General features: G+C 72.5%; 21 protein-coding genes and 1 pseudogene. 8 read left to right on the forward strand and 14 right to left on the reverse strand.

The annotated features are described in order from the left end of the window. Positions 1-149: 149 nt before the first annotated feature. Complete coding sequence (locus ACFV9D_RS11685; protein WP_362016706.1) at positions 150-449, forward strand: DUF1876 domain-containing protein; 300 nt, start codon at positions 150-152, stop codon at positions 447-449. A gap of 192 nt (positions 450-641) precedes the next feature. Here the strand turns inward: ACFV9D_RS11685 and ACFV9D_RS11690 are convergent. The 5 genes and pseudogenes from ACFV9D_RS11690 to ACFV9D_RS11710 form a co-directional block, all read right to left on the reverse strand. After that, positions 642-1,238 (reverse strand): annotated as a pseudogene (locus ACFV9D_RS11690) (CBS domain-containing protein); the annotation flags it as partial. Between the two features lie 68 nt (positions 1,239-1,306). Next, positions 1,307-2,554 (reverse strand): glycoside hydrolase family 64 protein, encoded by a 1,248-nt coding sequence (locus tag ACFV9D_RS11695; protein WP_385144230.1) that lies wholly within the window; start codon positions 2,552-2,554, stop codon positions 1,307-1,309. Between the two features lie 93 nt (positions 2,555-2,647). Continuing rightward, on the reverse strand, positions 2,648-3,205 hold the full coding sequence (locus tag ACFV9D_RS11700; protein WP_385144232.1) for an exonuclease domain-containing protein: 558 nt from the start codon (positions 3,203-3,205) through the stop codon (positions 2,648-2,650). Between the two features lie 75 nt (positions 3,206-3,280). After that, positions 3,281-3,946, reverse strand: a complete 666-nt coding sequence (locus ACFV9D_RS11705) for a GntR family transcriptional regulator (RefSeq protein WP_385144234.1) — start codon at positions 3,944-3,946, stop codon at positions 3,281-3,283. A 66-nt stretch (positions 3,947-4,012) separates the two neighbouring features. Further along, a complete protein-coding gene (locus ACFV9D_RS11710) occupies positions 4,013-5,188 on the reverse strand; it encodes a CaiB/BaiF CoA transferase family protein (protein ID WP_385144236.1) in 1,176 nt (391 codons plus the stop codon). A 148-nt stretch (positions 5,189-5,336) separates the two neighbouring features. Here ACFV9D_RS11710 and ACFV9D_RS11715 point away from each other — a divergent pair, with 148 nt between their 5' ends. Continuing rightward, positions 5,337-6,551, forward strand: a complete 1,215-nt coding sequence (locus tag ACFV9D_RS11715) for an acyl-CoA dehydrogenase family protein (protein WP_385144238.1) — start codon at positions 5,337-5,339, stop codon at positions 6,549-6,551. An 8-nt stretch (positions 6,552-6,559) separates the two neighbouring features. On the opposite strand, the gene ACFV9D_RS11720 is transcribed toward ACFV9D_RS11715, so the two are convergent. Both ACFV9D_RS11720 and ACFV9D_RS11725 read right to left on the reverse strand, forming a co-directional pair. Further along, positions 6,560-7,099: an FBP domain-containing protein gene (locus ACFV9D_RS11720; protein ID WP_385144240.1), complete on the reverse strand. Its 540-nt coding sequence runs from the start codon at positions 7,097-7,099 to the stop codon at positions 6,560-6,562. Between the two features lie 41 nt (positions 7,100-7,140). Further along, on the reverse strand, positions 7,141-8,622 hold the full coding sequence (locus ACFV9D_RS11725; protein ID WP_385144242.1) for a PLP-dependent aminotransferase family protein: 1,482 nt from the start codon (positions 8,620-8,622) through the stop codon (positions 7,141-7,143). Positions 8,623-8,747: 125 nt separating this feature from the next. Here ACFV9D_RS11725 and ACFV9D_RS11730 point away from each other — a divergent pair, with 125 nt between their 5' ends. Together ACFV9D_RS11730 and ACFV9D_RS11735 are read left to right on the forward strand one after the other, a co-directional pair. Continuing rightward, a complete protein-coding gene (locus ACFV9D_RS11730; RefSeq protein WP_385144244.1) occupies positions 8,748-9,011 on the forward strand; it encodes a hypothetical protein in 264 nt (87 codons plus the stop codon). After that, positions 9,008-9,601: a universal stress protein gene (locus tag ACFV9D_RS11735; RefSeq protein ID WP_385144246.1), complete on the forward strand. Its 594-nt coding sequence runs from the start codon at positions 9,008-9,010 to the stop codon at positions 9,599-9,601. The genes ACFV9D_RS11730 and ACFV9D_RS11735 overlap by 4 nt, the downstream gene beginning before the upstream one ends. On the opposite strand, the gene ACFV9D_RS11740 is transcribed toward ACFV9D_RS11735, so the two are convergent. Beyond that, on the reverse strand, positions 9,598-10,560 hold the full coding sequence (locus ACFV9D_RS11740; protein ID WP_385144248.1) for a DUF6777 domain-containing protein: 963 nt from the start codon (positions 10,558-10,560) through the stop codon (positions 9,598-9,600). The two genes, ACFV9D_RS11735 and ACFV9D_RS11740, sit on opposite strands and share 4 nt — an antisense overlap. Before the next feature lie 342 nt (positions 10,561-10,902). Here ACFV9D_RS11740 and ACFV9D_RS11745 point away from each other — a divergent pair, with 342 nt between their 5' ends. Next, positions 10,903-12,237, forward strand: a complete 1,335-nt coding sequence (locus ACFV9D_RS11745; RefSeq protein WP_385144250.1) for a streptophobe family protein — start codon at positions 10,903-10,905, stop codon at positions 12,235-12,237. A 102-nt stretch (positions 12,238-12,339) separates the two neighbouring features. Here ACFV9D_RS11745 and ACFV9D_RS11750 read toward each other — a convergent pair whose 3' ends face one another. From ACFV9D_RS11750 to ACFV9D_RS11760, 3 genes are read right to left on the reverse strand one after another with little or no spacing between them, the layout of a single operon-like run. After that, on the reverse strand, positions 12,340-13,320 hold the full coding sequence (locus ACFV9D_RS11750) for a serine/threonine-protein kinase (RefSeq protein WP_385144252.1): 981 nt from the start codon (positions 13,318-13,320) through the stop codon (positions 12,340-12,342). An 11-nt stretch (positions 13,321-13,331) separates the two neighbouring features. After that, entirely contained in the window at positions 13,332-14,075 is a 744-nt protein-coding gene (locus ACFV9D_RS11755; RefSeq protein WP_385144254.1) for a hypothetical protein, read from the reverse strand. 25 nt (positions 14,076-14,100) lie between these two features. Continuing rightward, positions 14,101-16,563 (reverse strand): FHA domain-containing protein, encoded by a 2,463-nt coding sequence (locus tag ACFV9D_RS11760; RefSeq protein WP_385144256.1) that lies wholly within the window; start codon positions 16,561-16,563, stop codon positions 14,101-14,103. Positions 16,564-16,653: 90 nt separating this feature from the next. On the opposite strand from ACFV9D_RS11760, the gene ACFV9D_RS11765 reads away from it, so the two are divergent. Next, on the forward strand, positions 16,654-17,307 hold the full coding sequence (locus ACFV9D_RS11765) for a TetR/AcrR family transcriptional regulator (RefSeq protein WP_385144258.1): 654 nt from the start codon (positions 16,654-16,656) through the stop codon (positions 17,305-17,307). Here ACFV9D_RS11765 and ACFV9D_RS11770 read toward each other — a convergent pair. Then, entirely contained in the window at positions 17,276-18,082 is an 807-nt protein-coding gene (locus ACFV9D_RS11770) for a class II aldolase/adducin family protein (protein ID WP_385144260.1), read from the reverse strand. The genes ACFV9D_RS11765 and ACFV9D_RS11770 overlap by 32 nt on opposite strands. 177 nt (positions 18,083-18,259) lie before the next feature. On the opposite strand from ACFV9D_RS11770, the gene ACFV9D_RS11775 reads away from it, so the two are divergent. Then, positions 18,260-18,940 (forward strand): ThuA domain-containing protein, encoded by a 681-nt coding sequence (locus ACFV9D_RS11775; RefSeq protein ID WP_385144262.1) that lies wholly within the window; start codon positions 18,260-18,262, stop codon positions 18,938-18,940. Between the two features lie 153 nt (positions 18,941-19,093). Next, positions 19,094-20,485 carry an NADP-dependent succinic semialdehyde dehydrogenase gene (locus ACFV9D_RS11780; protein ID WP_385144264.1) on the forward strand — a complete coding sequence of 464 codons (1,392 nt, stop codon included), beginning with the start codon at positions 19,094-19,096 and terminating at the stop codon, positions 20,483-20,485. 22 nt (positions 20,486-20,507) lie between these two features. Here the strand turns inward: ACFV9D_RS11780 and ACFV9D_RS11785 are convergent, their stop codons facing one another. Both ACFV9D_RS11785 and ACFV9D_RS11790 read right to left on the reverse strand, forming a co-directional pair. After that, positions 20,508-21,530, reverse strand: a complete 1,023-nt coding sequence (locus ACFV9D_RS11785) for a PHP domain-containing protein (protein WP_385144266.1) — start codon at positions 21,528-21,530, stop codon at positions 20,508-20,510. 10 nt (positions 21,531-21,540) lie between these two features. Next, entirely contained in the window at positions 21,541-23,631 is a 2,091-nt protein-coding gene (locus tag ACFV9D_RS11790; RefSeq protein WP_385144268.1) for a SpoIIE family protein phosphatase, read from the reverse strand. Between the last annotated feature and the right edge of the window lie 79 nt (positions 23,632-23,710).

Consider the following 23,710-nt stretch of genomic DNA (forward strand, 5'->3'; position numbering starts at 1 on the left):
CGCGTACGACGGGTACGAGGCCGACAGCGGTGGGTGAGGCTGTCGGCCTCTCCGTCGCCGCGCGCTCACGCGCGCGGAGCGGGATCCTGGAAGGAGAAGAAGGGACGCGCTGCGGTCCCACGCGTCCCGACGGCGCGAGGAGGCAGACCATGACACGGACCCTCGAGTGGACGGTCGGCCTGGAACTGGTCGAAGAGGACGGCAGGACCAAGGCCGAGGCGCATCTGAACACCGGCACGTCGACCCTCACCGGCCACGGCAGCGCACGGTGCAACCCGTCGGACGTGGATGTTCCGGCGATCGGCGACGAGCTCGCCGCCAGCCGGGCCATGAAGGACCTGGCCGGCCAGTTGATGCGAGAGGCCAACCGCGAGATGGAGGCGGTGGGCGCGGGGACCGTACCCCAGCACACTGGTCCCGGATACGGATGGCCGGAGGCGGTCTCGTAACGGGATCGCCATCCGCACCGGGCCCGTCGGCCTACCGCCGACGGGCCCGGTCCGGTGTCACGGCCGGGGCGGAGCCTCGCCGGTGTCCTGGCCGGCGTACGTGCCGGTGGCCCCGACGCGGTGCGCGTCGGTGTCCCCTTGGTCGTCCCGGTCCCCGCCCCTGTCCCCCTCTTCGCCCGTGGCCTCGTCCTGGTCCTGGTCCTCGTCCTCGTACGACAGGCGGTCCACGACCTCCACGACGCCGTCCACGCTCTCGCAGAGCCGGACGAAGACCGGCGCGAGGCTCCGGCGCTCCAGCGTGCCGCTGAGCGTCACCCGGCCCTCGTCGACGTCGATGTGGAGCGCGGCGGGGGAGAGCCCGAGGATCCGGGTGACCACGTCCTCCAGGATCTCCTCCTGGATCGCCCGGTCGCGCCGCAGGAACAGCTGGAGCAGATCGCTCCGGCTGAGCACACCGATGAGCTGCCCGTTCGCGTCCACCACCGGCAGCCGCTTCACCCGGTGCCGCTCCATGAGCCGGGCCGCTTCGACCGCCGTCCACGAAGGGCGGGCCACCACCACGGGGCTGGACATCATGGCCCCCGCGGTGCTCGGCCCGCCCTTGGCGGTGTGGCGTCGCAGCAGATCCGCCTCGGACACCACCCCGACCGGCCGGTTGTCCTCGTCGACCACGGGCACGGCGGTGATGCCGTACTCGTCGAGCAGTCGCGCGATCTCCTTGAACGACGTCCCCGGCTGCACGGCCACCGCGGTCGGCGTCATCAGGTCGGCCACACTGCGGTTCCGCATGGTCGGTTCCGTCCCTTCTCCGCTCCTTCGTCCATGATCCCTCACGCGGAGCCGGGGACGGTGCGGGGTCAGTCGAACGGGTCGAGGGTGACGTACGCCTGTCGCGGATCGCCGTCGTGCACCAGCGACTCGTGTGCGCCGACGTCGTCGAAGGCGAAACCGTACGCCTTGCCGTCCGCCATCTGGGCGTGGATCTTGCGCGAGTAGTGGTTGGTCACCGTGTCCTGGTAGAAGCCGGCCGACGAGGTGTCCGGCTGGTTGGGGTTGGTGAGCAGGGTGGAGCGGTTGAAGCCGGCGCAGAGGGTACGGGAGATGGGGCCCCGGACCTGATCGTTCGGCGCGTCGAGGCGCTTGTAGCAGCCGAAGACGCTGTCCGAGTCGGGCTTCTGGAAGGACGTGACGACGGCCCCCGCGCTGTTCGTGAAGTTCATGACGTCGCCGGAGACCCGGCCGTAGTACTTCACCGACGGCTGGTTCGCGAACGGGGTCACGGTCAGTGTCGAGCCGGCGTACTTCGACCACACACGGTTGATGTAGTCGTCCATGACGCCTGCCGGGAGCGCGCCGGCCTCGATGCCGTGGCCCGGCGCGAGGGCACGCAGCACCGTCCCGTCGCTCCGGGTCTGGACGAGGCCCGACCAGCCGCCCGGCTGGCCGCGGAGCGCGTCGAAGAAGCCTTTGTAGCCACCGGGCTTGAGCCGGCCCGTGGTGGCGACGCTGCCGTCGGGACGCTTGACGCCGACGGCGTACGGGGCCGAGACCATGTCGACCTGGGTGGAGTTGATCCACAGGCCCGAGTCGTTGAGCGTGTACTCGGACCAGTTGAAGAGGATGTTCCGGTTGGGGTCGCTGGGGTTCTGTACGGCGGGCTGCACGAGACCGCCGGTCGCGAGCTTGAAGACGAGCTTCTGGCCGTAGCTGAAGTAGATCCGCCCGGAGAACTTCGGCAGACGGATCGTCATGGACCCGCCGTTCGCGGGGCCGACGATGGCGGCGTCGGGCGCGGGGACGGGCACGGAGCCCCCCGCGGGCCAGGGGTGGAAGGTGCCGTTGGCGTCCGCCCAGCCCTGGCGGCCGGTGGAGAGTTCGGTGCCGAGGTTGTAGACGTACACCTGCTCGCCGCGGCCCGAGTTGTTCCTGAACGTGAGCGGGATCGTGGCGGGGACGGCGGCGGGAGCGGCGGCCGGGGCGGCCGACGGGGTGGTGGCCGCCCGGACCGCGGGGGAGGGGCCCGCGACGGCGACGGCGGTGCCGATGAGGGCGGCGGCGGTGACCGGGGCGAGCAGAGCGAGCCTGCGTCGATGGCGGGAAGGCATGGGGGAGGGCTCCTCGGGGTGGGGGGCGTGAGGAAGCTGAGAGCGCTCTCAGAATGGTGAGGATGTGATGACCCTGTCAACCTTCTGAACGAGTTACGCGGGCCAGGCGCCGCGCGCGTTCAACTGGAGGACGAGCGCCGCGATGTTCCAGGCGTCGTCCTCGCCCCGGTGGTGCCGGCCCTCCAACGGCAGCCCCGCGAGCTCCAACGCGCGGGCCATGCCCGGACGCTTGGGCAGGCCGTTCGCCTCGGTGAAGACGGCCTTGGCGTTGGTGTGGCGATGTCCGAAGGGGTACGGCGTGCCCGTCACCCGGCACTGGTGCGTGAACTGATTGCGGTCGTAGTCGCCCCAACTGGCCCACGGGTGGACCCCGGTGGCGTGCTCGACGGCGAGTAGTCGGCAGGCGGCGGCGAAGTCCAGACCGGTGTCCACCTCCGCCTGCGTGAGACCGGTCAGCTCCGTGCAGAACGAACTCACCCTCGAACGTGCGGGTTTGACCAGCACACGGTGCCGGGAGACGCGCTCACCCGCGTCCAGATCGACGACGGTGAGGCCGATCTCGATGATCTCGCTCACCGCCCCCGGCGGCCGCTTCCCCTCCCAGCAGGTCGCCTCGACGTCGACGATGTTCAGCAGGCGTCTGTGATCCATGCCGTCGAGGCTAGGGAATCGGTCCCGGGCCGGGCATCCGGTTTTTCCGCCCCGGCGACCGGCCTCCGGGCCGGCTCACTCCAGGTCCAGGACCTCCCGCAACGCCGCGACCGCGTGCGCCCGGTGCGCACTCAGCTCGCGCACCGCGGCCTTCTCGTCGCCGTGGCGCACCGCCGAGATGACCGCCCGGTGCTCGCGCACGGCCAGCTCCCGGTTCGGTACCTCGGTGTAGTAGAGCGAGCGGTAGGCGTCGGTGGCGTCCCACAGCGTGCCGATGAGCCGGACCAGCCGGGGCATCCCGGACGCCTCGATCAGGGTGAAGTGGAAACGGCGGTTGGCCGCGGCCATCTCCGTCACGTCCCCGGCATCGGCCGCCCGTTCCACGTCGCGCTGGATCCGCTCCAGCGTGGCGACCAGTCCGTCCTCGCCGCGGACGACGGCCAGGCGGACCGCCTCCGTCTCGAGCAGCTCCCGGATCCGGTAGATCTCCTCCAGATCCGCGAGGGACAGCTCGGCGACGAAGTACCCCCGGTGGACGTGGTGCACGACGAGGCCCTCGGCCTCCAGGGTCTTCAGGGCCTCACGCAGCGGAACCCGGCTGACGTCGAGCCGGGCGGCGAGCGCGTCCTGACGGATCTGGTCGCCGGGCCGCAGCTCCCCGGTGGTGATGGCGCGCCGCAGCTCCTCGAGGACGAACTGCTGGGCGGTCGGCGGCCGCCGCTTCTGCACCGCGCTGCTCATCGCCAGTGACCTTCCTTCGTTCCGTGACCGGCGCGCGGTCGCGCGACGCCGGATCCGTACATTTTCCTACGGAGTACGGGGGCGCAGCCCCAGCTCGCCGAGCAGGGACTCGGTGTGCTCGCCCAGGCGCGGAGGGGCGGCCCGGTACACGGGCGGCGTGGCGCCGAACGCGATCGGATGGGCGACCTGGCCCGGGCCGGCGGCCTCGGTGGGGACGCGGGGCTCCAGGCCGAGACGGTCGGCCAGGTCGAAGGCGGCGGCCAGATCGTTGATCGGCCCGCAGGGCACGCCGACGGCGGTGAGCTCCTCGAACCAGCTGTCCGCGGTCCGCTCGGCGAGCGGACCGGCGAGGGCCCGCAGCAGTTCCTCGCGGTGGGCGACGCGGGCGGTGTTGGTGGCGAAACGGGCGTCGTCGGCGAGACCGGCGAGCCCGAGCCGTGCGCACAGCGTCCGGAACTGGCGGTCGTTGCCCACGGCGAGGACGAGCGGCCGGTCCTCGGCCTCGAACACCTCGTACGGGGCGATGCTCGGGTGCCGGTTGCCCATGGCGCCGGGGACCACTCCCGCGCCGAGGTAAGCGGCCGACTGGTTGGTGAGCGCGGACAGCAGCGAGGTGAGCAACGAGACCTCGACCCGCTGGCCCTCGCCGGTACGTTCCCGGTGGCGCAGGGCGGCGAGGACGCCGAGGCCCGCGTGGAGTCCGGTGATCACGTCGACCAGCGCCACACCCGCCTTCGTGCCCTGGCCGCCGGGCTCGCCGGTGACGCTCATCAGCCCGCCCATGGCCTGGACGAGAAGGTCGTAGCCGGGCAGGTGGGCGCCCTCGGCCGCGCCGAAACCGGTCACGGAGCAGTAGACGAGCCCGGGGTTCGAGCCCCGGACGTCCTCGTACCCGAGACCGAGCTTCTCCATCGTGCCGGGCCGGAAGTTCTCCACCAGGACGTCGGCACGGTCGACGATCGCCCGCGCCGTCTCGCGGTCCGCCGGGTCCGTCAGATCGAGGGCGACGGAGCGCTTGTTCCGGTTCACCCCGAGGAAGTAGGTCGCCTCGCCGTCCGCGAAGGGAGGGCCCCACGCGCGCGTGTCGTCCCCGGAACCGGGCCGCTCGATCTTGATCACGTCGGCGCCGAGGTCGGCCAGGAGCATCGTCATGTACGGGCCGGCCAGCACCCGGCCGAAGTCGGCGACGACGATCCCGGACAGGGCGCCCGGACCGGCCGTCCCCTCGTGATCTGCGTGCATAGCCGCTGTCCTCCGCTCTCCTCCGCCCGGTGATCGGATCCAGGGGGAACGTACGCACCGGAGATCAGATATTCAATACTGGATCCAAAATCCGATCTCCCGCTACGCTTCGGCACGCCGAGTAGCCGCACCAGCAAGGAGGCCGTCCGTGAAGCCGTCGCCGCAGTCGCCCCAGTCGCCGAACGCGTCGAAGTCGTCCCCCGTCCACCCCTTCGATCTCTTCGGGATCGACGGTCTGCTGACCGACGAGGAGCGGGAGATCCGCCGGACCGTCCGGGCCATGGCGGACCGTGAGCTGCGCCCCCACGTGGCCGGCTGGTTCGAGCAGGGGGAGATCCCCGCCCGCGAGCTCGCGCGGAAGCTGGGCGGCATCGGTGTCCTCGGCATGCACCTGGAGGGCTACGGCTGCGCGGGCACCAACGCCGTCGCCTACGGTCTGGCCTGCCTGGAGCTGGAGGCCGTCGACTCGGGCCTGCGCAGCCTGGTCTCCGTCCAGGGCTCGCTCGCCATGTACGCGATCTGGAAGTACGGCTCGGAGGAGCAGAAGCAGCAGTGGCTTCCCGGCATGGCGGCCGGCGAGTACATCGGATGCTTCGGCCTCACCGAGCCGGACGCGGGCTCGGATCCCGGATCCATGCGCACCCGCGCCAAGCGGGACGGCGGCGACTGGGTGCTCAACGGCACCAAGATGTGGATCACGAACGGCTCGGTCGCCGATGTCGCGGTCGTCTGGGCAAGGACCGACGAGGGAGTCCGCGGCTTCCTGGTACCCGCCGGCACCCCCGGCTTCAGCGCCCCCGAGATCAAGCAGAAGCTGTCGCTGCGGGCGAGCGTGACCAGCGAGCTGGTCCTGGAGGACGTACGACTGCCGGCGGACGCGATGCTCCCGGCGGCACGCGGCCTGTCCGGCCCGCTCGGCTGCCTCAACGAGGCCCGGTTCGGAATCGTCTTCGGCGCCCTCGGCGCCGCCCGCGACTGCCTCGAGACGGCGATCTCGTACGCCGGCGACCGCATCGTCTTCGAACGGTCACTCGCCTCCTACCAGCTGACGCAGGCGAAGCTCGCGGACATGTCCCTGGAACTCGGCAAGGGCATGCTCCTCGCCCTCCACCTGGGCCGCCTCAAGGACGCGGGCACCCTCACACCCGAGCAGGTCAGCCTGGGCAAGCTGAACAACGTACGGGAGGCCATCGCCATCGCCCGCGAATGCCGCACCATCCTGGGCGCGAACGGCATCACCCTGGAGTACCCGGTGATGCGCCACGCCAACAACCTGGAGTCGGTACTGACCTACGAGGGCACCAGCGAGGTCCACTCCCTGGTCATCGGCAAGGCGCTGACGGGCGAGCAGGCCTTCCGCTGATCCATGTCCTAGCCCGCCGTCACCTTGGCGAGGAAGGCGTCGAGGTTGGTGGTCGTCCGGAGGATGCGCTCGTCGACGCTCAGGGATTCCTCGTGTCGCCCCGCCCGCAGTTTGGGCTGGCGCTTGCCGCGGATGTAGAGGGAGCAGGCCAGGTCGGCGCAGATGTAGATGCCGACCGTGTTCCCTTCGCGGCCCCGGCTGCCGGCGAGCGGCGCCGCGAGCAGGGTCACGCCCGAGGAGGCGTGGCCCGTCAGGCAGACCTGGCAGAGGCTGGACTTCACCGCGCTGGTACGGCTCGTCGCGGGCACCCGCAGGGTGATGCCGAGCGGGCCCTCCTCCCGGGGGACGACGAGATGGGCGCGCAGCGGTGCGCCCGGGTCGACCCAGCCGAGGAAGTCGAGGTCCTGCCACGGGAGTTCGGCGAAGTCCAGCGGCAGCTTGAGCCGGCTTGCCTCGCCCTTCGTGCAGTTCACGAACGACGAGCGGATCTGTTGGTCGGTGAGAGGTTCCACTCGGTGGACCGTACACGCACCACGCGGGCGGGGCATCCGGATTTCGCCCCGGCCCGCCGCAGCGGAGCGCCGCCTCCTCAGGCCACCCAGTCCGGCAGATCCGGGTCCGAGATCCGCGCCGGAGCGCCCGACAAGGCCGCCGCCAGGCGTTCGGCCGCCGTGTCGTAGACGTCCGCCGGGAGCGCGAAGGGGATGCGCAGCCGGTGCTCGTGGGTGCCCGGGTCCACCCCGAACCGGGCGCCGCCCTCGACCCGTACCCCGTGCCGGAGCGCCCGCCCCGCCAGCGCGGAGGCGATCGGACGGCCGAGGTCGATCCACAGGCACAGCCCGCCGGGCGGCATGGTCCAGTGCCACTCCGGGACATGGCGCGCCAGCGCCGTCGCCAGGGCCTCGCGGCGCAGCCGCAGCTCCTCCGCGCGGCGCGGCAGGATGGTGTCCAGACGGTCGATCAGCTCGGCGGCGACCAGCTGATCCAGGACCGAACCCGCGAGGTCGGCGGTGATGCGGACCCGCGCCAGCTCGGTGATCACCCGTGCCGACGCCCGGGCCCAGCCGACCCGCAGCCCGCCCCAGCAGCCCTTGCTGAGCGAACCGACGCTGATGATCTGCTCGCCGTGCCCCGGCCCCGCGACCGCCGCGAACGGTCGCGGGACCGGCACGTCCAGGGCGATGTCCGCGAGCGTCTCGTCGACGACGAGCCACGTACCGGTGGCATGCGCGGAGCGCGCCACCTCCCGGCGCTGCGCGTCCGGCATCAGATGGCCGGTCGGATTGTGGAAGTCGGGGATCAGATAGGCGAGTCGGGGCGCTGTCTGGCGCAGCGCCGCTTCGATCAGCCCGCTGTCCCAGCCGGATTCGGTGACCGGTACGGGGGTGATGCGCAGCCGCCGACCGCGCATGGCGTCCAGGGCGTTGGTGTACGAGGGGTTCTCGGCGAGCGCCCGGTCGCCGGGGCCGCCGAGCAGCGCCAGGGCCAAGGACACGGCCTGCTGTGCCCCGGTCGTGACGAGGATCTGCTCGGGGCGCGTGGGCAGCCCGCGCCGCGTGTAGCGGTCGGCGATGGCCGTGCGCAGTTCCGGCAGCCCGAAGGGGTGGTACCCCTGGGTCCGCGCATAGCGCGGCAGCTCGGCCGAGGCCACGGCGAGCGCCTCGGCGAGTTCGTCGACCGGGGCCTCCGGCGCGGCGAGCGCGAGGTCGATCGCGGCGTCGGAGTGGCCGTGGAACGTGGCCAGACTGATGGGCGCCTGACTGTCCGGCAGCGCCGTCCAGGTGCCCGCGCCCCGGCGGCTGTGCGCGTACCCGCTCTCCCGCAGCAGGTCGTAGGCGCCGGTGACCGTCGTACGGCTCACCGTCAGCACCGTGGCGAGTTCCCGCTCGGCCGGCAGCCGCATCCGCAGCGCGACCCGCCCGTCGAGGAGGGTCTCCCGGATGGCCCGGGCCAGCTCCCGGTAGCCGAACCTGCCCTCCGGCGGCCGGGTGAGCAGCGCTGCCAGCTGGCGGCCCGTCAGTGTGCGGTCCGCGGTGTGGACCACAGTGCGGACCACTCGACCCTCTGCCATGCCAATCACTCCCCATTGGCTCTGCTGTCCAGGCCAATAAGACTACAGACTCCTTCTCAGTGGCCTGGTAGCCCCGTCCCGAAAGGGACGGACGGAGCGAGAGGGCTGGAGAGAGGAGACGAGCGATGTCCGGATACCTCACCGACCGTGACGAGAGGATGTGGCAGCGGCGTGCCGAGGAGCGGGTGGCGGAGCCCCTGCCGATCGGCGCATGGATCCGCAGGCTCGGCGCCGCGGCGGCCCGTCGCCGGGAGACCGGCCGCGCGGAGCCCCGTCGCCGGGAGGGCGGGCCGCGTGCAACGGGCCGCCTGGAGACCGGCCGCCGGGAGGGCGCGCCGCGCGGCTCGCTGCCGACCGCCCCGGTGAGCAGCCCCTGCGAGCCGGCGTGAACGGCCGCCGGATCGTCGTCGGTGTGAGCGGCTCGCTCGCCTCGCTGGCCGCTCTGCGCCACGCCGCCGCGCTCGCCCGGCGCGAGGGGGCCGAACTGCTCGCGGTGCTGGCCTGGGAGCCGCCCGAAGGCGAGGCGCTCTTCGCCCGCACGCCCGACCGGGCATGGGAGCGGATGTGGGGCGAGGCGGCCCGGCTGCGCCTCGACCGGGCCTTCGAGGAGGCCCTCGGAGCCGTACCCGCCGATCTCCGGACCGTGCGACGCGTCGTCAGGGACGCCCCGGCCGCGGCGCTGTGCGGGGCAGCCGACCGGCCGGACGATCTGCTGGTCCTCGGCAGGTCCTCCGGCCGGGGACGACTCGGGCGCATGCGCCCCAGGGCGGTGCTGCGCTCCGTACTGCACCGGTCACGCTGCCCGGTGCTGACCGTCCCGGGGCCCGTGCTGCTGCCGGGTGAGGCGCGGGCGTTGCGGCGCAGTGCCGACAACCCCGTACCGGACAACCCCGCACCGTACGCCGCCGGTGCGGGGCCGGGGTCGGGGTCGGGAGCGACCCACGACGGTCGGCACCGGCCGCGGGGCATGGTCGGCTAGAGGGCGGGATGCGCCTCCGGCCCGGCCTGCGGAGACGACCCGTCGGTGGGCCCGCCGGTCGCGTCGTCCGCGGTCGTCCCGTCCGTCGCCGGCTCCGACGGCGGCTCCGACGGCGGGCTCGGTGAATCGGGGGACACCGGGGCCGGCGAGGACGGGGACTCCGAGGACGGCGACGTCGCCGGGGAGTCGGTCACCAAGTCCGAGACGGACGGTGACGGGGGCGCCGTCGGAGGCGGGGCCGGCTTGTCCTGCTGTCCCTGATGGTCGCCCGGCTCGCGCGCGAACCAGCCGTCGTCCTCGGGGTCGTAGACGACGAAGACGTTCACCACGGTCACCGAGGGCGCTACGACGACCACCTGGGTGGGCTGATAGCCCGACCAGGCAGTACCGGTCGTCTTCGGTGCCTTCTGGGCGACCGGTTCCGTCAGCGGATTGCCGCAGGCGCAGCGCACCCGGGGCACGCCTCGGTCGTCGACCATCACCGCCGTGCCGGCCTGGAGCACCGCCTGGTACGAGGTCGGGGAGCCGTCCCGGAAGCCGTGATTGGTCACGCGGGTGTCGACCCGCAGCTGCAAGGGAGTCAGGGAGCGCAGATAGCCCGGGACTTCGCCGGTGGGGATCTCGAGGACCGAGGCGAAGGCCGCGTTCTTGGCCGGCGCGGCCGCGAGATAGCGGATCTGCTGCTCGACGTCGCAGCTGGCCACGTTGCGCGTACCGCCGTACAGGCCCGCCGCGGAACCGTTGACGCTGCGCGTGGAGTTGGCGTCCGTCGTCTTGGTCGGGCTGGGCAGCGGTACGGCCGACGGGGAGGCGCCGGTGGCGCGAGCCGTGGACTTGGTGAACGGATCGGGCCCTGTGGCGGAGGCGTTCTGCAGGAACACCTCGCCGCCGCCCGCAGCACTGCCGCCGCCGTTGCCGTCGGGGCGGGTGAGGACGACGACGAGCGCGATGGCGGCCACCAGGATGGCAGTGATCGAGGCGACCTTGGGGGCGGAACGCCACCAGGCTCCGCCGCCTTCGCCGCCGCCCGCACCACCTCCCCCGCCGTCACCTCCGCCACCGGAACCGCCTGAACCGCCCCCCGAGCCGTCATGCGGCCGATCGGGGGGCGGAGGCGGGCCGGCGGCCCCGGGACTGGTGCTCGGACCCGAGAGGGGACCCGAAGGCGGACCTGTTGGGGGAACCGAGGGGCGGCCGGACGGCGGGTGGGAAGTCACGTTTTTCCCTTTCTTCCGTTCCGGGCCCATTGTGTGCGCCGAGCCCGTGCCGCCCGCAAGCGCACGACACCCTCCGGTACTAGCGTGGACAGCGTGAGCAGTCAGCTCCCCACCACCTCCCGACCGGCGCACGGCGCCCAGCAGCTCGCCCGCCACTGGGGCGAGGCCCTGGTCGCCGTGCTCGCCGGTCTCCTCGCGATGGCCGTCGTCGCCGCACTCGGCCTCTGGGCCGCCGGCGCCGCCGACCTGCCCGGGGGCTTCGCGAACGTCGTCGGCGCGGTCGTCGTCATGGCCGCGGGCGGACAGATCGACCTCGCCGGCGACGCCGGCGCGCTCGCCGGCACGAACGCCGAACTCACCGCCATGCCCCTCACCGTCACCCTCGTGGGCGCACTGGTCACCGGGTTCTGCTTTCTGCGTCCGCTGCGCCACCACGCCGTCGCCAGGACCCGCGATCTCCTCGCCCGGGTCGCCCGTACCGTCGTGCTGTGGCTGATCGCCCTGGCCTGCCTCTCCGCCCTCGCCCGGCACGACTTCCCGATCTCGATCGGCGGCGGCGAGAGCCAGGACCCGATGTCCGACCTCTTCGGTGAACTCCTCGAGGCGGCGGACCCCACCGTCGGCTTCCGCACCGACCTGGGAGCCACCCTCGGCTTCGGACTCCTGTGGATCCTCGGCGTCCTCCTCATCGCCCTGCTGGTCTCCCGCCGAACGCCGCTGCCGCCCCGGCTCGTCCGCTACCAGGAAGCCGTCCGCCCGCCGGCCTTCGCGATGCTGCTCCTGGTGCTCGCGTACGTCGCGATCGGCCTGGTCATCGGGATCGTGGTGGCGGCCACCAGGGGCCACGCCGCCGAGACCTTCGCCGTGATCCTGCTCGGCCTGCCCAACGTCAGCTGGCTGGCCCTCGGCGTCGGCATCGGAGGCTCCTGGGAAGGCACGGTCGAGGGGCCGTTCGGGCTGCCCATGCCCCAGATCCTCGACTCGGTGCTCCGCACGGACACCACGGGTCTCTCCACCGTCGACCTGTCCTCCCTCACCTCGTACGACTCCCGGGCCTGGTGGCTGCTGCCGGTGGCCGCCGTGCTGGTGCTGGCCGTGGCCTTCCTCGCGGCCGTCCGCTCGCCCGCCCGGACCAGGCTCTGGCAGCACGCGCTGCACCTCGGGATCGCCTTCGCCCTGACGATGCTGGTCGTCGCCCCCGTCACGCTCGTCGAGGCGCGGTTCGGGCTCTCGATCCTGGGCATCGGCGAGCTGGAGTCACTCGGCGGCCAGGTCGTGCTGCGGCCCCACGTCTGGAAGACGGCCGGCTTCGCCCTGCTCTGGGGACTCGTGGCGGGTTTCCTCGGCGGTCTGCTCGCCTCCCGCGTCCACCGCCGCGGCGAGGTGGAGACCGGCGAGGCGGACACCCCCACCCGCTGAGACCTGGACCGTACCCGCTGATCCTGCCGACATCGACGACCCCGACGACGTCGAACTGACCTCGGCCCGACGTCAGGACGGCTCCCGGACCTCGGCCCGACGTCAGGACGGCTCCCGGAACACCGGCCGTGCCCACGCCGGCGGCGGGGGCGGGGCGGACGGCGGCCGCGGTCGGCCCTGTCCGTCCTGGTCTCCCGGTCCGGTACCGCCCCGTTCCAGCGCCGCCCGCAGCTCGGTGACGAACTCCAGGCACGTCCCGTACCGCTCCTCCGGCGTCTTGGCCAGCGCCTTCGCGAGCACGTCGTCCCCGGCCGCCGGCAGCTCCGGTCGCTCCGAGGAGAGCGGGGGCGGCGGATCGTACTGATGAGCCCAGAGCAGCGCCATGTCGTCGTCACGACGGAAGGGCGGCACACCGGCGAGCGTCTCGTAGACCACGCACGCCAGGCTGTACACATCGCACCGGCCGTCCACCGGCTTCCCCGAGATCTGCTCGGGCGCCACGTAGTCGAGCGTGCCCACGAACTGCCCCACGGTCGTCAGGCCCGTCAGCGACAACGACTTCTTCGTGAGCCCGAAGTCCGTGAGGTACACATGCTCCGGATGGTCGCGGTCCGTCCCCTCGGCGACGAGGATGTTGCCCGGCTTCACATCCCGGTGCACCAGATCGTGCGCGTGCGCCGCGTCCAGTGCGGACGCCACCTGGATGGCGATCCGCCCCGCCTTCACCGCGGGCAGCGCGCCCTCACGGTCCAGGAGCGCCCGCAGGTCCTGCCCGGGGACGTACCGCATCGCGATGTACAGCACACCCTCCGTCTCGCCCGCCTCGAAGACCGGCACGATGTGCGGATGGTCGATCGCCGCCGCCACCCGCGACTCGTGCGCGAACCGCTTGCGGAAGGTGTCGTTGCGGGCCAGTTCGGGGGCGAGGAGCTTCAAGGCCACCGTGCGGCCGAGGCGCTGGTCGCGCGCCCGGTACACGACCGCCATCCCGCCGCGCCCGATCTCGGCCTCCACCACGTAGCTCGCGACCTGTTTGCCGACGAGCCCCGACTCCCGGCCGACGGGGAGATCCGTGTCCCGCATGGCGCCGGCCATCAGTCCTCACCCGGCAGGTTCGTCACGTCCACGACCTGGGTGGGCGGCGGACCGGTCGGCTGGACCCGCTGTCCATCCGCCCTGCCCGTCCCGCCCGCCCGGTCGGCGCTGTCCGCGCCGTCCTCCTCGCCCTCCGCATCCTCGTCGCCCTCGTCGAGCCCGGCCACCACCCGCGTCGGCTCGTGCCCGGCTGCGCCCCCCTCGCCCGCCGGCACGGCGGCGGCCGCCGACGGCCCGAGCGAGGCCGCGTACGTACTGAGCCCGGTCCCGTCGCAGTACACCCAGCGCTCGTGCTCACCGTCGTACAGCCACAGCGACTCGCCGTCGACCACCATCCCGACGCGCAGCCCGAACGTGCGCCGCCGGAACGTGTCCCGGTCCGCCCGACCCGCCGCCAGCTCCTCGGCGGCCCGCCGGAAACGGCCCAGGGACTCCTCCGCCCGGGCGATCAGCGGCCGTGGGTCGGCGGTCCTGGCGAGCGGCTGACGGGCCTCCGGCGGGTCCACGGGTACGGAGACGAGCAGCCGGGCGTCGACCCAGGCGGCCCAGCCGTTCGAGCAGAGGATCTGCCCCCAGTCGCCGACCCGCTGTACGAGCTCCACCGGCAGGAACGCGTCGAGCGGCACGGTGGGCAGGCCCGGATCGGGGGCCTCCCAGGCGGGCAGGCCGTCGCGCGGCACGACATGCGTCGGCCGGAAGTCCGGTACGAAGTCCGGAACCGGGGGAGTGACCGGGATACCCATGGGCGGTCTGCCTCTCTGCTCCTGCTCACTTCCGCATGATCACCGGCTCGTGCCGGCGCAGCAGCCGTGCGACGACGAAGCCGAGGACGAGACAGAGCACCAGCAGCATCCCCATGTCGAACAGCCACGCTTCCAGGGTGTGGTCCATGAGCGGATCCGTCGTCTTCTCGCTCGGCGCGATCGTCCCGATGTCGACGGTCGCACCCATCGCCGCGAACGCCCACCGCGACGGCACCAGCCACGCCAGCTGTTCGAGGACCGGCGTTCCGTGGACCGTGAGCAGCGCCCCGCAGAACACCACCTGGACGATGGCGAGGAGGACCAGCAGCGGCATGGTCACCTCCTCCTTGCGCACCAGGGCAGAGACGAACAGTCCGAGCATCATCGCCGTGAAGGACAGCAGTGCGACCGCGAGCGTGAGCTCCACGAGCGGCGGGAGGAGCACCCCCTTGCCGTCCGGCACGTTCAGCGGCACTCCGATCAGTGCGACCAGCGTCAGGACGACCGCCTGGACGACGGTGATCAGACCGAGCACCACGACCTTCGACATGAGGTACGCGGAACGCGACAGGCCGACGGCTCTCTCCCGCCGGTAGATGGTGCGCTCCTTGACCAGCTCGCGCACCGCGTTGGCGGCCCCCGTCAGGACACCGCCGACACAGAGGATGAGCAGCACGTTCAGCGTCGACTCGGGGTTGAGGCTCCCCTCCGACAGGGCCCGGGCCATCGCCCCCATCACGAACGGCAGAGCGATCATGATGGCGAGGAAGGTCCGGTCGGCGGCCAGGGCGGCGCTGTAGCGACGCACCAGCGTACGGAGCTGGGATCCCCAGCTCTGCGCCTTCGGCGGAGGTCCGGGTTCCGGCGCCGCGCCGGAGGGGGGCAGGCTCGCCCGGTCCATCGCGTCGGCGATGTACTGCCGGTGGAAGCGGGAGGAGCGGTACTGGCCGGCCCAGTCGCGACCGCGCTCGTTCTCGAAGGCCTCGAACGCCTCCGGCCACTGGGCGAACCCGAAGAAGTCCAGCGTGTCGTCGGGCGGACCGTAGTAGGCGACCCGGCCGCCGGGGGCGAGCACGAGCAGCCGGTCGCAGACGTCCAGGCTCAGCACGCTGTGGGTGACGACGATGACCGTACGGCCGTCGTCGGCGAGCCCGCGCAGCATGTGCATCACCGAGCGGTCCATGCCCGGGTCGAGGCCGGATGTCGGCTCGTCAAGGAAGAGCAGCGACGGCTTGGTGAGCAGCTCCAGGGCCACGCTGACCCGCTTGCGCTGACCGCCGGAGAGACTGTGGATGGGCTGCTCCGCCCGTTCGCGGAGGCCCAGTTCGCCGATGACCTCGTCCACCCGGGACCGGCGCTCGGCCGCCGCCGTGTCCTCGGGGAAGCGCAGCTCGGCGGCGTATCCGAGGGCCCGCCGCACGGTCAGCTGGAGGTGCAGGATGTCGTCCTGCGGGACCAGCCCGATGCGCTGGCGCAGCTCCGCGTAGTCCTGGTAGAGGTCCCGGCCGTCGTACAGCACCGTGCCGCGGTCTGCGGGGCGCTGACCCGTGAGCGCGCCGAGCAGGGTGGACTTGCCGGCGCCGGACGGTCCGACGACGGCGAGCAGACACTTCTGCCCGACGGGGAAGGAGACGTCGTCGAGGAGGGTCTTGCGGCCGTGGTCGACGGTGACCGCCAGATCCTGCACGTCGAGGGAGACCTCGCCGGTGTCGGTGAACTCGACGAGCTGCCCGCCGATGAGGCAGAACGCGGAGTGCCCGATACCGACGATGTCGTCCGGTGTCACGCGCGCGTGGGCGACGGGACGGCCGTTGAGGAAGGTGCCGTTGTGACTGCCGAGGTCCCGGATCCAGTACGTGCCGTCGGCGTGCGCCAGGAGTTCGGCGTGGCGCCGGGAGACCACCAGGTCGTCGACGACGAGATCGTTGTCCGGCCCGCGTCCGATGCGGATCGTCCGGGTGGGCAGCGGGCGCACGGACGTCGGCTGCCGGAAGGTGCCGGTGGCGGCCGGATGGGCGACGGAGGAGGGCCGCGGCGGGGTCCGCGGCGGCGCGGGGGCCGGCGGCTCAGGGGCGGGTACGGGGGGAGGTGCGGGGGTCGGCGGCTCGGGCGCCGGTACGGGCGGTGGGGCCGGGGCCGCGGGTCCGGGCTCCCGCGGGGGCGCCGGCGACGGGCCGGAGAGCACGGCGCACGGGCCGTCCCCGGGATGCCCGAACCGTATGACCGTACCCGGGCCGACCTCGCGCAGAGCCACGCGGTGGCTGTCCGCGAAGGTGCCGTTCGTGCTGCCCTCGTCCTCCAACGTCCAGCGCCCGCCGACGGCCCGCAGGACCGCGTGGTGCCAGGACGTCCGGTCGTCCGCGAGGACGATGTCGCTGGTGGGGTCGCGCCCGATGCGATAGACCCGGCTCGGACTCATCACGGTCGCGTCCCCGTCGATCTCGAGGACGAGCTCGGGTGCGGCGGGTGCGACGGGCCGCTCTCCCATGCGTGAATTTTATCGTCCGGGAGTGATCCGTGCCTGCGAGAGGCGCCGGTATCGTGGGCTCCCCGATCGTGGACGAAGGAGGGCCCACCCGTGCCGAAAGGTGTCACCAAGCGCCGGCCGCGGACCCGGGCCGCCCTGTTGAAGGCCGCCCTGGAGACATTCGCGGAGCACGGTTTCCACGCCACCTCGATCGAGCAGATCTGCGAGCGCGCCGGCTACACCCGGGGCGCCTACTACTCGAACTTCGCCAGTAAGGAAGAGCTCTTCCTCGCGCTCTTCGACGAGCACAGCGAGCGGATCGTGCGCCGGCTGGCGGACGCGATCGACGCCCTGCCCGCCGAGGAGTACACCCTGGAGCGGCTGGCCGAGCTCGCCTCCCGCATCGAGCCGGACGAGCGGGACTGGTACCTCGTCACCACCGAGTTCACCCTGCACGCCATCCGCGACCCGCAGGCGGCATGGGTGCTCGCCCGGCACGACGCCCGGCTGCGGGCCGAGATCGCCCGCGGGCTGACGGCCGTACTGCGCCGGGCGGGACGGGAACTGACCGTGGACGCCGACCGGTTCGCCCGGGTGATGATCGCCCTGCGCGAGGGCGGACTCGCGCAGAGCTATGTCGAACCGGCGGAGCTTCCGCCGGGCAGTCTCGAACGGGAGTTCCTCGTCCCGCTGCTGGCGGCATCGACGCGGGAGATCGGGCCGGAGGCTCCGGTCAGTCGAACAGGTCCGGGTCCGACGCCGTGATCTGATCCCACAGCGGGCGGGCCTGGAACCAGCCGGCGAGGTGGGTGCCGACCTGCCCGCGGGTGATCAGCGCCGTCTCGCGGTCGATGAGCTGCGGCGTACCCGCGGCCATCGCCAACAACTGGGCCTGGCAGGAGCGTTCCATGGTGATGAACCACCAGACGGCCTCGGCCACCGAGTGCCCGACCGTGAGCAGCCCGTGGTTCTTGAGGATCACGGCCTTGTGGTCGCCCAGCGCCTTCGCGACCCGCTCGCCCTCGTCCAGCTCGTTGACCACGCCCCGGTAGTCGTCGTACATCCCGTGGTCCTCGAAGAAGGCGCAGGCGTCCTGGGTGATCGGATCCAGCGGGATGCCGAGGCTGGAGAACGCCTTGCCGTGCAGCGAGTGCGAGTGCGCGGCGGCGACCGCGTCGGGGCGGGCCGCGTGAACCCGCGAGTGGATGACGAAGGCGGCGCGGTTCACGGGGCGGTTGCCGGAGAGCAGGGTGCCGTCCTGATCCACGAGGATCAGATCGGAGGCCTTGATCTGGCTGAAGCTCATCCCGAAGGGGTTGACCCAGAAGGCCTCCGGGTTCTCCGGATCGCGGACGGTGATGTGCCCGGCGACCCCCTCGGAGAAGCCGAACCTCCCGAAGAGCCGGAACCCGGCGGCGAGTTGCTCCTTGCGGTACCGGCGCTCCTCCTCGACGGTGTCGAACGTGGGCGGTAGGGGAAGGGTGACGCCCTCGGGCATGGGTCCGACGGCGGCGGCCAGGGCGGGCGGGAGCGTGCTCATGGGTACTCCTCACGACGGCGTGACGGGGTGCGCGCCAAAACATACAGAGATGTATCCGATGCGCCAATGGATCGTGCAGGACTCCCAGGCGGAACGGCCTTGCGGCGCGGGGACATCGGTGGCTACGGTCGGACGGAAAGCGCTTACCACGGGCGCTTGCCCCAGGGAGCTGACCTCGTGCCGCAATCGGACGTCCTGATCTACACCCGCACCGCGGGCTACCGCCACGACTCGATTCCGGCCGGCGCCGCGGCGCTCGTGGAGGTGGCGGGGGCCGTGGGGTTCGCGGCCGAGGCGACCCAGGACCCGACGGTGTTCACGCCCGAGAGGCTGGGACGGTGCGCGGCGGTGGTCTTCCTGTCGACGACCGGCACGGTCCTGACCCCGTCCGGACGGGCCGCCTTCGAGGCGTACGTCCGTGGCGGCGGGGGCTTCCTCGCGATCCACGCGGCGGCCAACGCGGAGCCGGACTGGCCCTTCTACGGGGACCTCCTCGGCACCCGCTTCGACGGCCACCCCGAGATCCAGCCGGGAGTGGTGTGCGTGGACGCCCACGACCACCCCGGGACGGCTCCGCTGCCGGGGCGGTGGAAGTGGACGGACGAGTGGTACAACTTCACGTCGAACCCCCGGGCCGCGGGGGTGCACGTGCTGGCCCGCGCGGACGAATCGACGTACCGGGGCGGGACCCTGGGGGCGGACCATCCGTTGGTGTGGTGCCGCGAGGCCGGGCGGGGGCGCGAGGCGGGGCGGGGGCGCGTCTTCTTCACGGCGCTGGGCCATGCGGAGGAGGCGTACCGGGACGAGACGTTCCGGGCGCACCTGACAGGGGCGCTGCGCTGGGTCTCGGGCGCCTGACCTCCGTACCCCACCCGACCCCGAGATACTGACGGGCCCGGCCGCCGCGCCCCCTGGGGGCGCGCGCCGTCACCCCGGCGCCCCCTCCCCGATTGCGGTGCGGGACGCCGCGCGGGAGGGTGCCTTTGGGGCGGACGGCCAGGAGGAGACGACATGGGTATCGCCACCGTGAACCCCGCTACCGGTGAGACGCTGCGGACCTACGACGCCCACGGGCACGACGAGGTCGAGCGGCGGATCGCCGCCGCCCACGAGACCTACCGGCAGTACCGCACCACCTCCTTCGCCGAACGTGCCCGCCTCATGCGGCGTGCCGCCGACCTCCTCGACGAGGACGCCGAGGACATCGCCCGCACGATGACCACCGAGATGGGCAAGCCGATCGCCGCCGCACGCGCGGAGGCCGCGAAGTGCGCCAAGGCCATGCGCTGGTACGCCGATCACGCCGAAGCCCTGCTCGCCGACGAGCACCCCGCCGACGCGGACGTCCACGACTCCGGCGCCGACACCGCACGGGTCCACTACCGGCCCCTCGGCCCGATCCTCGCCGTCATGCCCTGGAACTTCCCGCTCTGGCAGGTCGTCCGGTTCGCCGCGCCCGCCCTCATGGCCGGCAACACCGGGCTCCTCAAGCACGCCTCCAACGTACCCAGGACCGCCCTCTACCTCGGCGACCTCTTCCGCCGCGCCGGCTTCCCCGAAGGCTGCTTCCAGACCCTTCTCATCGGCTCCGGAGCCGTCGAGGCCGTCCTGCGCGACCGCCGGATCGCCGCCGCCACGCTGACCGGCAGCGAGCCCGCCGGGCGCTCGGTCGCCGCCATCGCGGGCGACGAGGTCAAGAAGACGGTCCTGGAACTCGGCGGCAGCGACCCGTACATCGTCATGCCCTCCGCCGACCTGCCGCGGGCGGTCAAGACCGCCGTCACCGCACGCGTCCAGAACAACGGCCAGTCCTGCATCGCCGCCAAGCGGTTCATCGTCCACGCCGACGTCTACGACGACTTCTCCGAACGCTTCACCGCCGCCATGAACGCCCTGACCGTCGGTGACCCCCTCGACGAGTCGACCGACATCGGCCCGCTCGCCACCGAACAGGGCCGCGCCGACCTCGAAGAGCTGGTCGACGACGCCGTGCGCAAGGGTGCCACCGTCCTGTGCGGCGGAGCCCGCCCCGAGAACAGGTCCCGTGGCTGGTTCTACAAGCCGACCGTGCTGACCGGCATCACGCCCGAGATGCGCATCCACCAGGAGGAGGCGTTCGGCCCGGTCGCCACCGTCTACCCGGTGTCCGACATCGAAGAGGCCGTGGCGGTCGCCAACGACTCGCCCTTCGGACTCAGTTCGAACGTCTGGACCCGCAGCGACGAGGACATCGCCTTCTTCGTACGGGACTTGGAGGCCGGCGGCGTCTTCGTCAACGGCATGACCGCCTCCCACCCGGCGCTCCCCTTCGGCGGTGTGAAGCGCTCCGGCTACGGCCGCGAACTCTCCGGCCACGGCATCCGCGAGTTCTGCAACGCGACGACGGTCTGGCAGCGCGCCTGACCCCTCGCTCGGGGGGCTCGCCCTACCGGCCGCGCGTCCCCCGCGTCCACGCCAACAGCTCCTCGGCCGACCACGTGTTGATCACCCGCTCCGTCGGCACCCCGCACTCCTCCGCCCGCGCACAGCCGAAGATCTGCCACTCCAACTGTCCCGGCGCGTGCGCGTCCGTGTCCACCGCGAACCACACCCCGGCCGCCACCGCCCGCAGCAGCAGCCGCCGCGGTGGATCGAGCCGCTCCGGGCGGCTGTTGATCTCCACCGCCGTCCCCGACTCGGCGCACGCGGCGAAGACCCGGTCCGCGTCGAAGGTCGACTCCGGCCGCAGCCGCCCGCCACTCACCAACCGCCCCGTGCAGTGCCCGAGGATGTCCATCAGCGGATTGCGTACCGCCTTCTCCATCCTCCGGGTCATCGCCGGCGCGTCCATCCGCAGCTTCGAGTGCACCGAGCCGACCACCACATCGAGACGGTCGAGCAGCTCCGGCTCCTGGTCCAGCGAACCGTCCTCCAGGATGTCGCACTCGATCCCGGTCAGCAGCCGGAACGGCGCCCACTCCTCGTTCAGCCGTGCCACCACGTCCAGTTGCTCGCGCAGCCGGTCCGGCGACAGCCCGCGGGCGACCTTCAGGCTCGGTGAGTGGTCGGTCAGGACGGCCCACTCGTGCCCGATCCGCGTCGCCGTGCGGCCCATGTCCTCGATCGTGCTCCCGCCGTCCGACCACTCGGAATGCAGATGACAGTCGCCGCGCAACGCCGCCCGTAGCGTCTCGCCACCGCTGACCTCCGGCACGGGGATCTCGGCCTCCAGACGCGCCAGATACTCCGGCACCCGCCCCTCAAGGGCTTCCTGGATCACCGCCGCCGTCTTCGGCCCGATGCCCTTGACCGACTCGAGGGTGCCGGCCGCAGCCCGCCGCTCCGCCTCGCCGTCCGCCATGGCCGTGACGGCAGCGGACGCGGTACGGAACGCCCGTACCCGGTACGTCGGTGCCTGCGAGCGTTCGAGGAGGAAGGCGATCCGGTCCAGCGCCGCCACGGGGTCCATCCGGGCCACCTCACCCTCGGCCGGGTGGTTCGACAGCGGCCGGCACGGGCTGCGCCGGGCCGATCTCGCACCACACCGCCTTGCCCTCGCCGCGCGGCTCCACACCCCACCGCGACGCCAGCGCGTCGAGGAGCAGCAGCCCACGTCCCGAGGTCGCCGCCTCGCCCGGTGTACGCCTGCGGGGCCACGCGCTCGACCGGTCCTGCACCGAGAGCCGCACCCGCCGCACCGGCTCCGGCAGCACCTCCAGCGTGAGCACCGCGCCGCCCTCGGTGTGCAGCAACACGTTCACCAGCAGCTCGCCCGTCAACAGCTCGGCGTCATCGGCCAGTTCGGACATGTTCCAGTCCCGCAGCGCCTGGCCCACCGCGGCCCGCGCGTCCGAGAGCCCCTGCGGATCGGCCTGGTGGATGTACTGGTGGATGCGCGGCGCCCGCGGAGTACCCGGGTCCGGACTGCGCCGCAGCACCAGCAGCGCCACGTCGTCACCCGCGCCCCACCGCTCCCACAGCTGCTCCGACAGATGGTCCGCGAGCGCCTCCGCCTGCGGCGGGCCACTGCTCATCGCCTCCGACAGGGCGTCCAGACCGGCCTCGATGTCCGAGCCAGGCTGCTCGACCAGACCGTCCGTACACAGCACCAGCGTCTCGCCCGGCACGAGGTCGAGCCGCGTCTCCGGGAACTCCTCGTCCCCGAACACGGTCGCCAGACCCAGCGGAAGCCCGCCGCGGAGCTTCGGCTGCCCCACCCGGCCGTCCGTGTGCCGGATCAGCGGCCCCAGATGACCGGCGCGCACCGCGCGCACGGTGCCGGTGCCCAGGTCCACTTGGGCGTAGGTGCAGGTCGCGAAGCGGTTCGTGTCGAGCTCGGCGAGGAAGCGGGACGCCCGGGCCAGTACGGTCGACGGAGCGTGGCCCTCACCCGCGTACGCCCGCAGCGCGATCCTCAACTGGCCCATGATCGCGGCGGCGTGGGTGTCGTGGCCCTGGACATCGCCGACCACGACGCCGACCCGGCTGCGGGGCAGCGAGATCACGTCGTACCAGTCGCCACCGACCTGCCGGCCGCTCCACGCCGCGTGGTAGCGGACGGCGATCTCGCCGCCGGAGATCGCGGGGATCCGGCGGGGGAGCATCGTCTCCTGCAGCCCCGTGGCCAGTTCCCGTTCCTCGTCGAAGAGGATCGCGCGCTGGAGGGACTGCGCGACGATCGCGGCGAGTCCGAGCAGCAGGTTGCGCTCGTCGGCGCTGAATGACGAACGGCGCCGGTAGAACAGCGCCATCCCGCCGAGCGAGCGGGCCTGGGCGACCAGGGGCAGATAGCAGGCGGACTTGAACTTCAGCCGCTCGACGTACGGGGCCAGCTCCGGGAAGTCCCGCCCGATCGTGGGGAACGCGGACACGAACCGGGGCCGCCCGCTCAGTACCGTCTCGGCCAGCGGCAGGCCCCGGTCCAGCCGCCGCGAACGGAAGTCGTTCAGGGCGTCCAGGGACTCCCCGCTCAGCGCGATGATGTTCAGCGAGCCGCTCTCCACCAGGGCGAGCGCGAGACCGTCCGCGCCGAGCCGCGCGAGCCCGCCGGGGCCCGTCATCGCGGCCGTCACGTCGTCGACCGTCACCGCCCGCGACAGCGCGTGCGTCGTCCGCTCCACGATGCTGGTCTGTACCTCGCGGCGCTTCTCCAGCTCCAGCACGAAGGCGGAGTGCGTGACCTCGGCGGTGGTGTCACGGACGATCCCGACGATCCGGTGGGCCCTGCCGTCCGCCGAGCGCAGAATCCGCGCCTGAACGTGCGTCCACTGGGGTGTACCGTCCTCCCGCTCGATCCGGAAGTGAGCGGTGTACGACGTGTTGCCCCCGGTGATCGCCGTACGGACCACCGTGTCGAGCCGGCTCCGCTCTTCCGGGTCGAGGCGACGGACGAGGGAGACGGGGCGCCCGTCGAACCCGCCCGATTCCAGCCCGAAGACCAGCAGCCCGGCCTCGTCGACGTCGATCGTGCCCGTGTCGAGGTCCCAGTCGAAGCTGCCGGTCCGATTCATGGCGAGCCGCTCGTTGGGCCCGATCTCGCCACTGCGCGTGCCCCGGTCGTCATCGGTCATCCTCACCATTGTCGAACCCGCACCCCTTCGACGCCATGGCGGCGACGCGGCGTGCCGGAGTTTTCCCGCGCCGGGCAGA

Origin of the sequence: Streptomyces sp. NPDC059875, from assembly GCF_042731085.1 — a bacterium.
GTDB lineage: Bacteria > Actinomycetota > Actinomycetes > Streptomycetales > Streptomycetaceae > Streptomyces.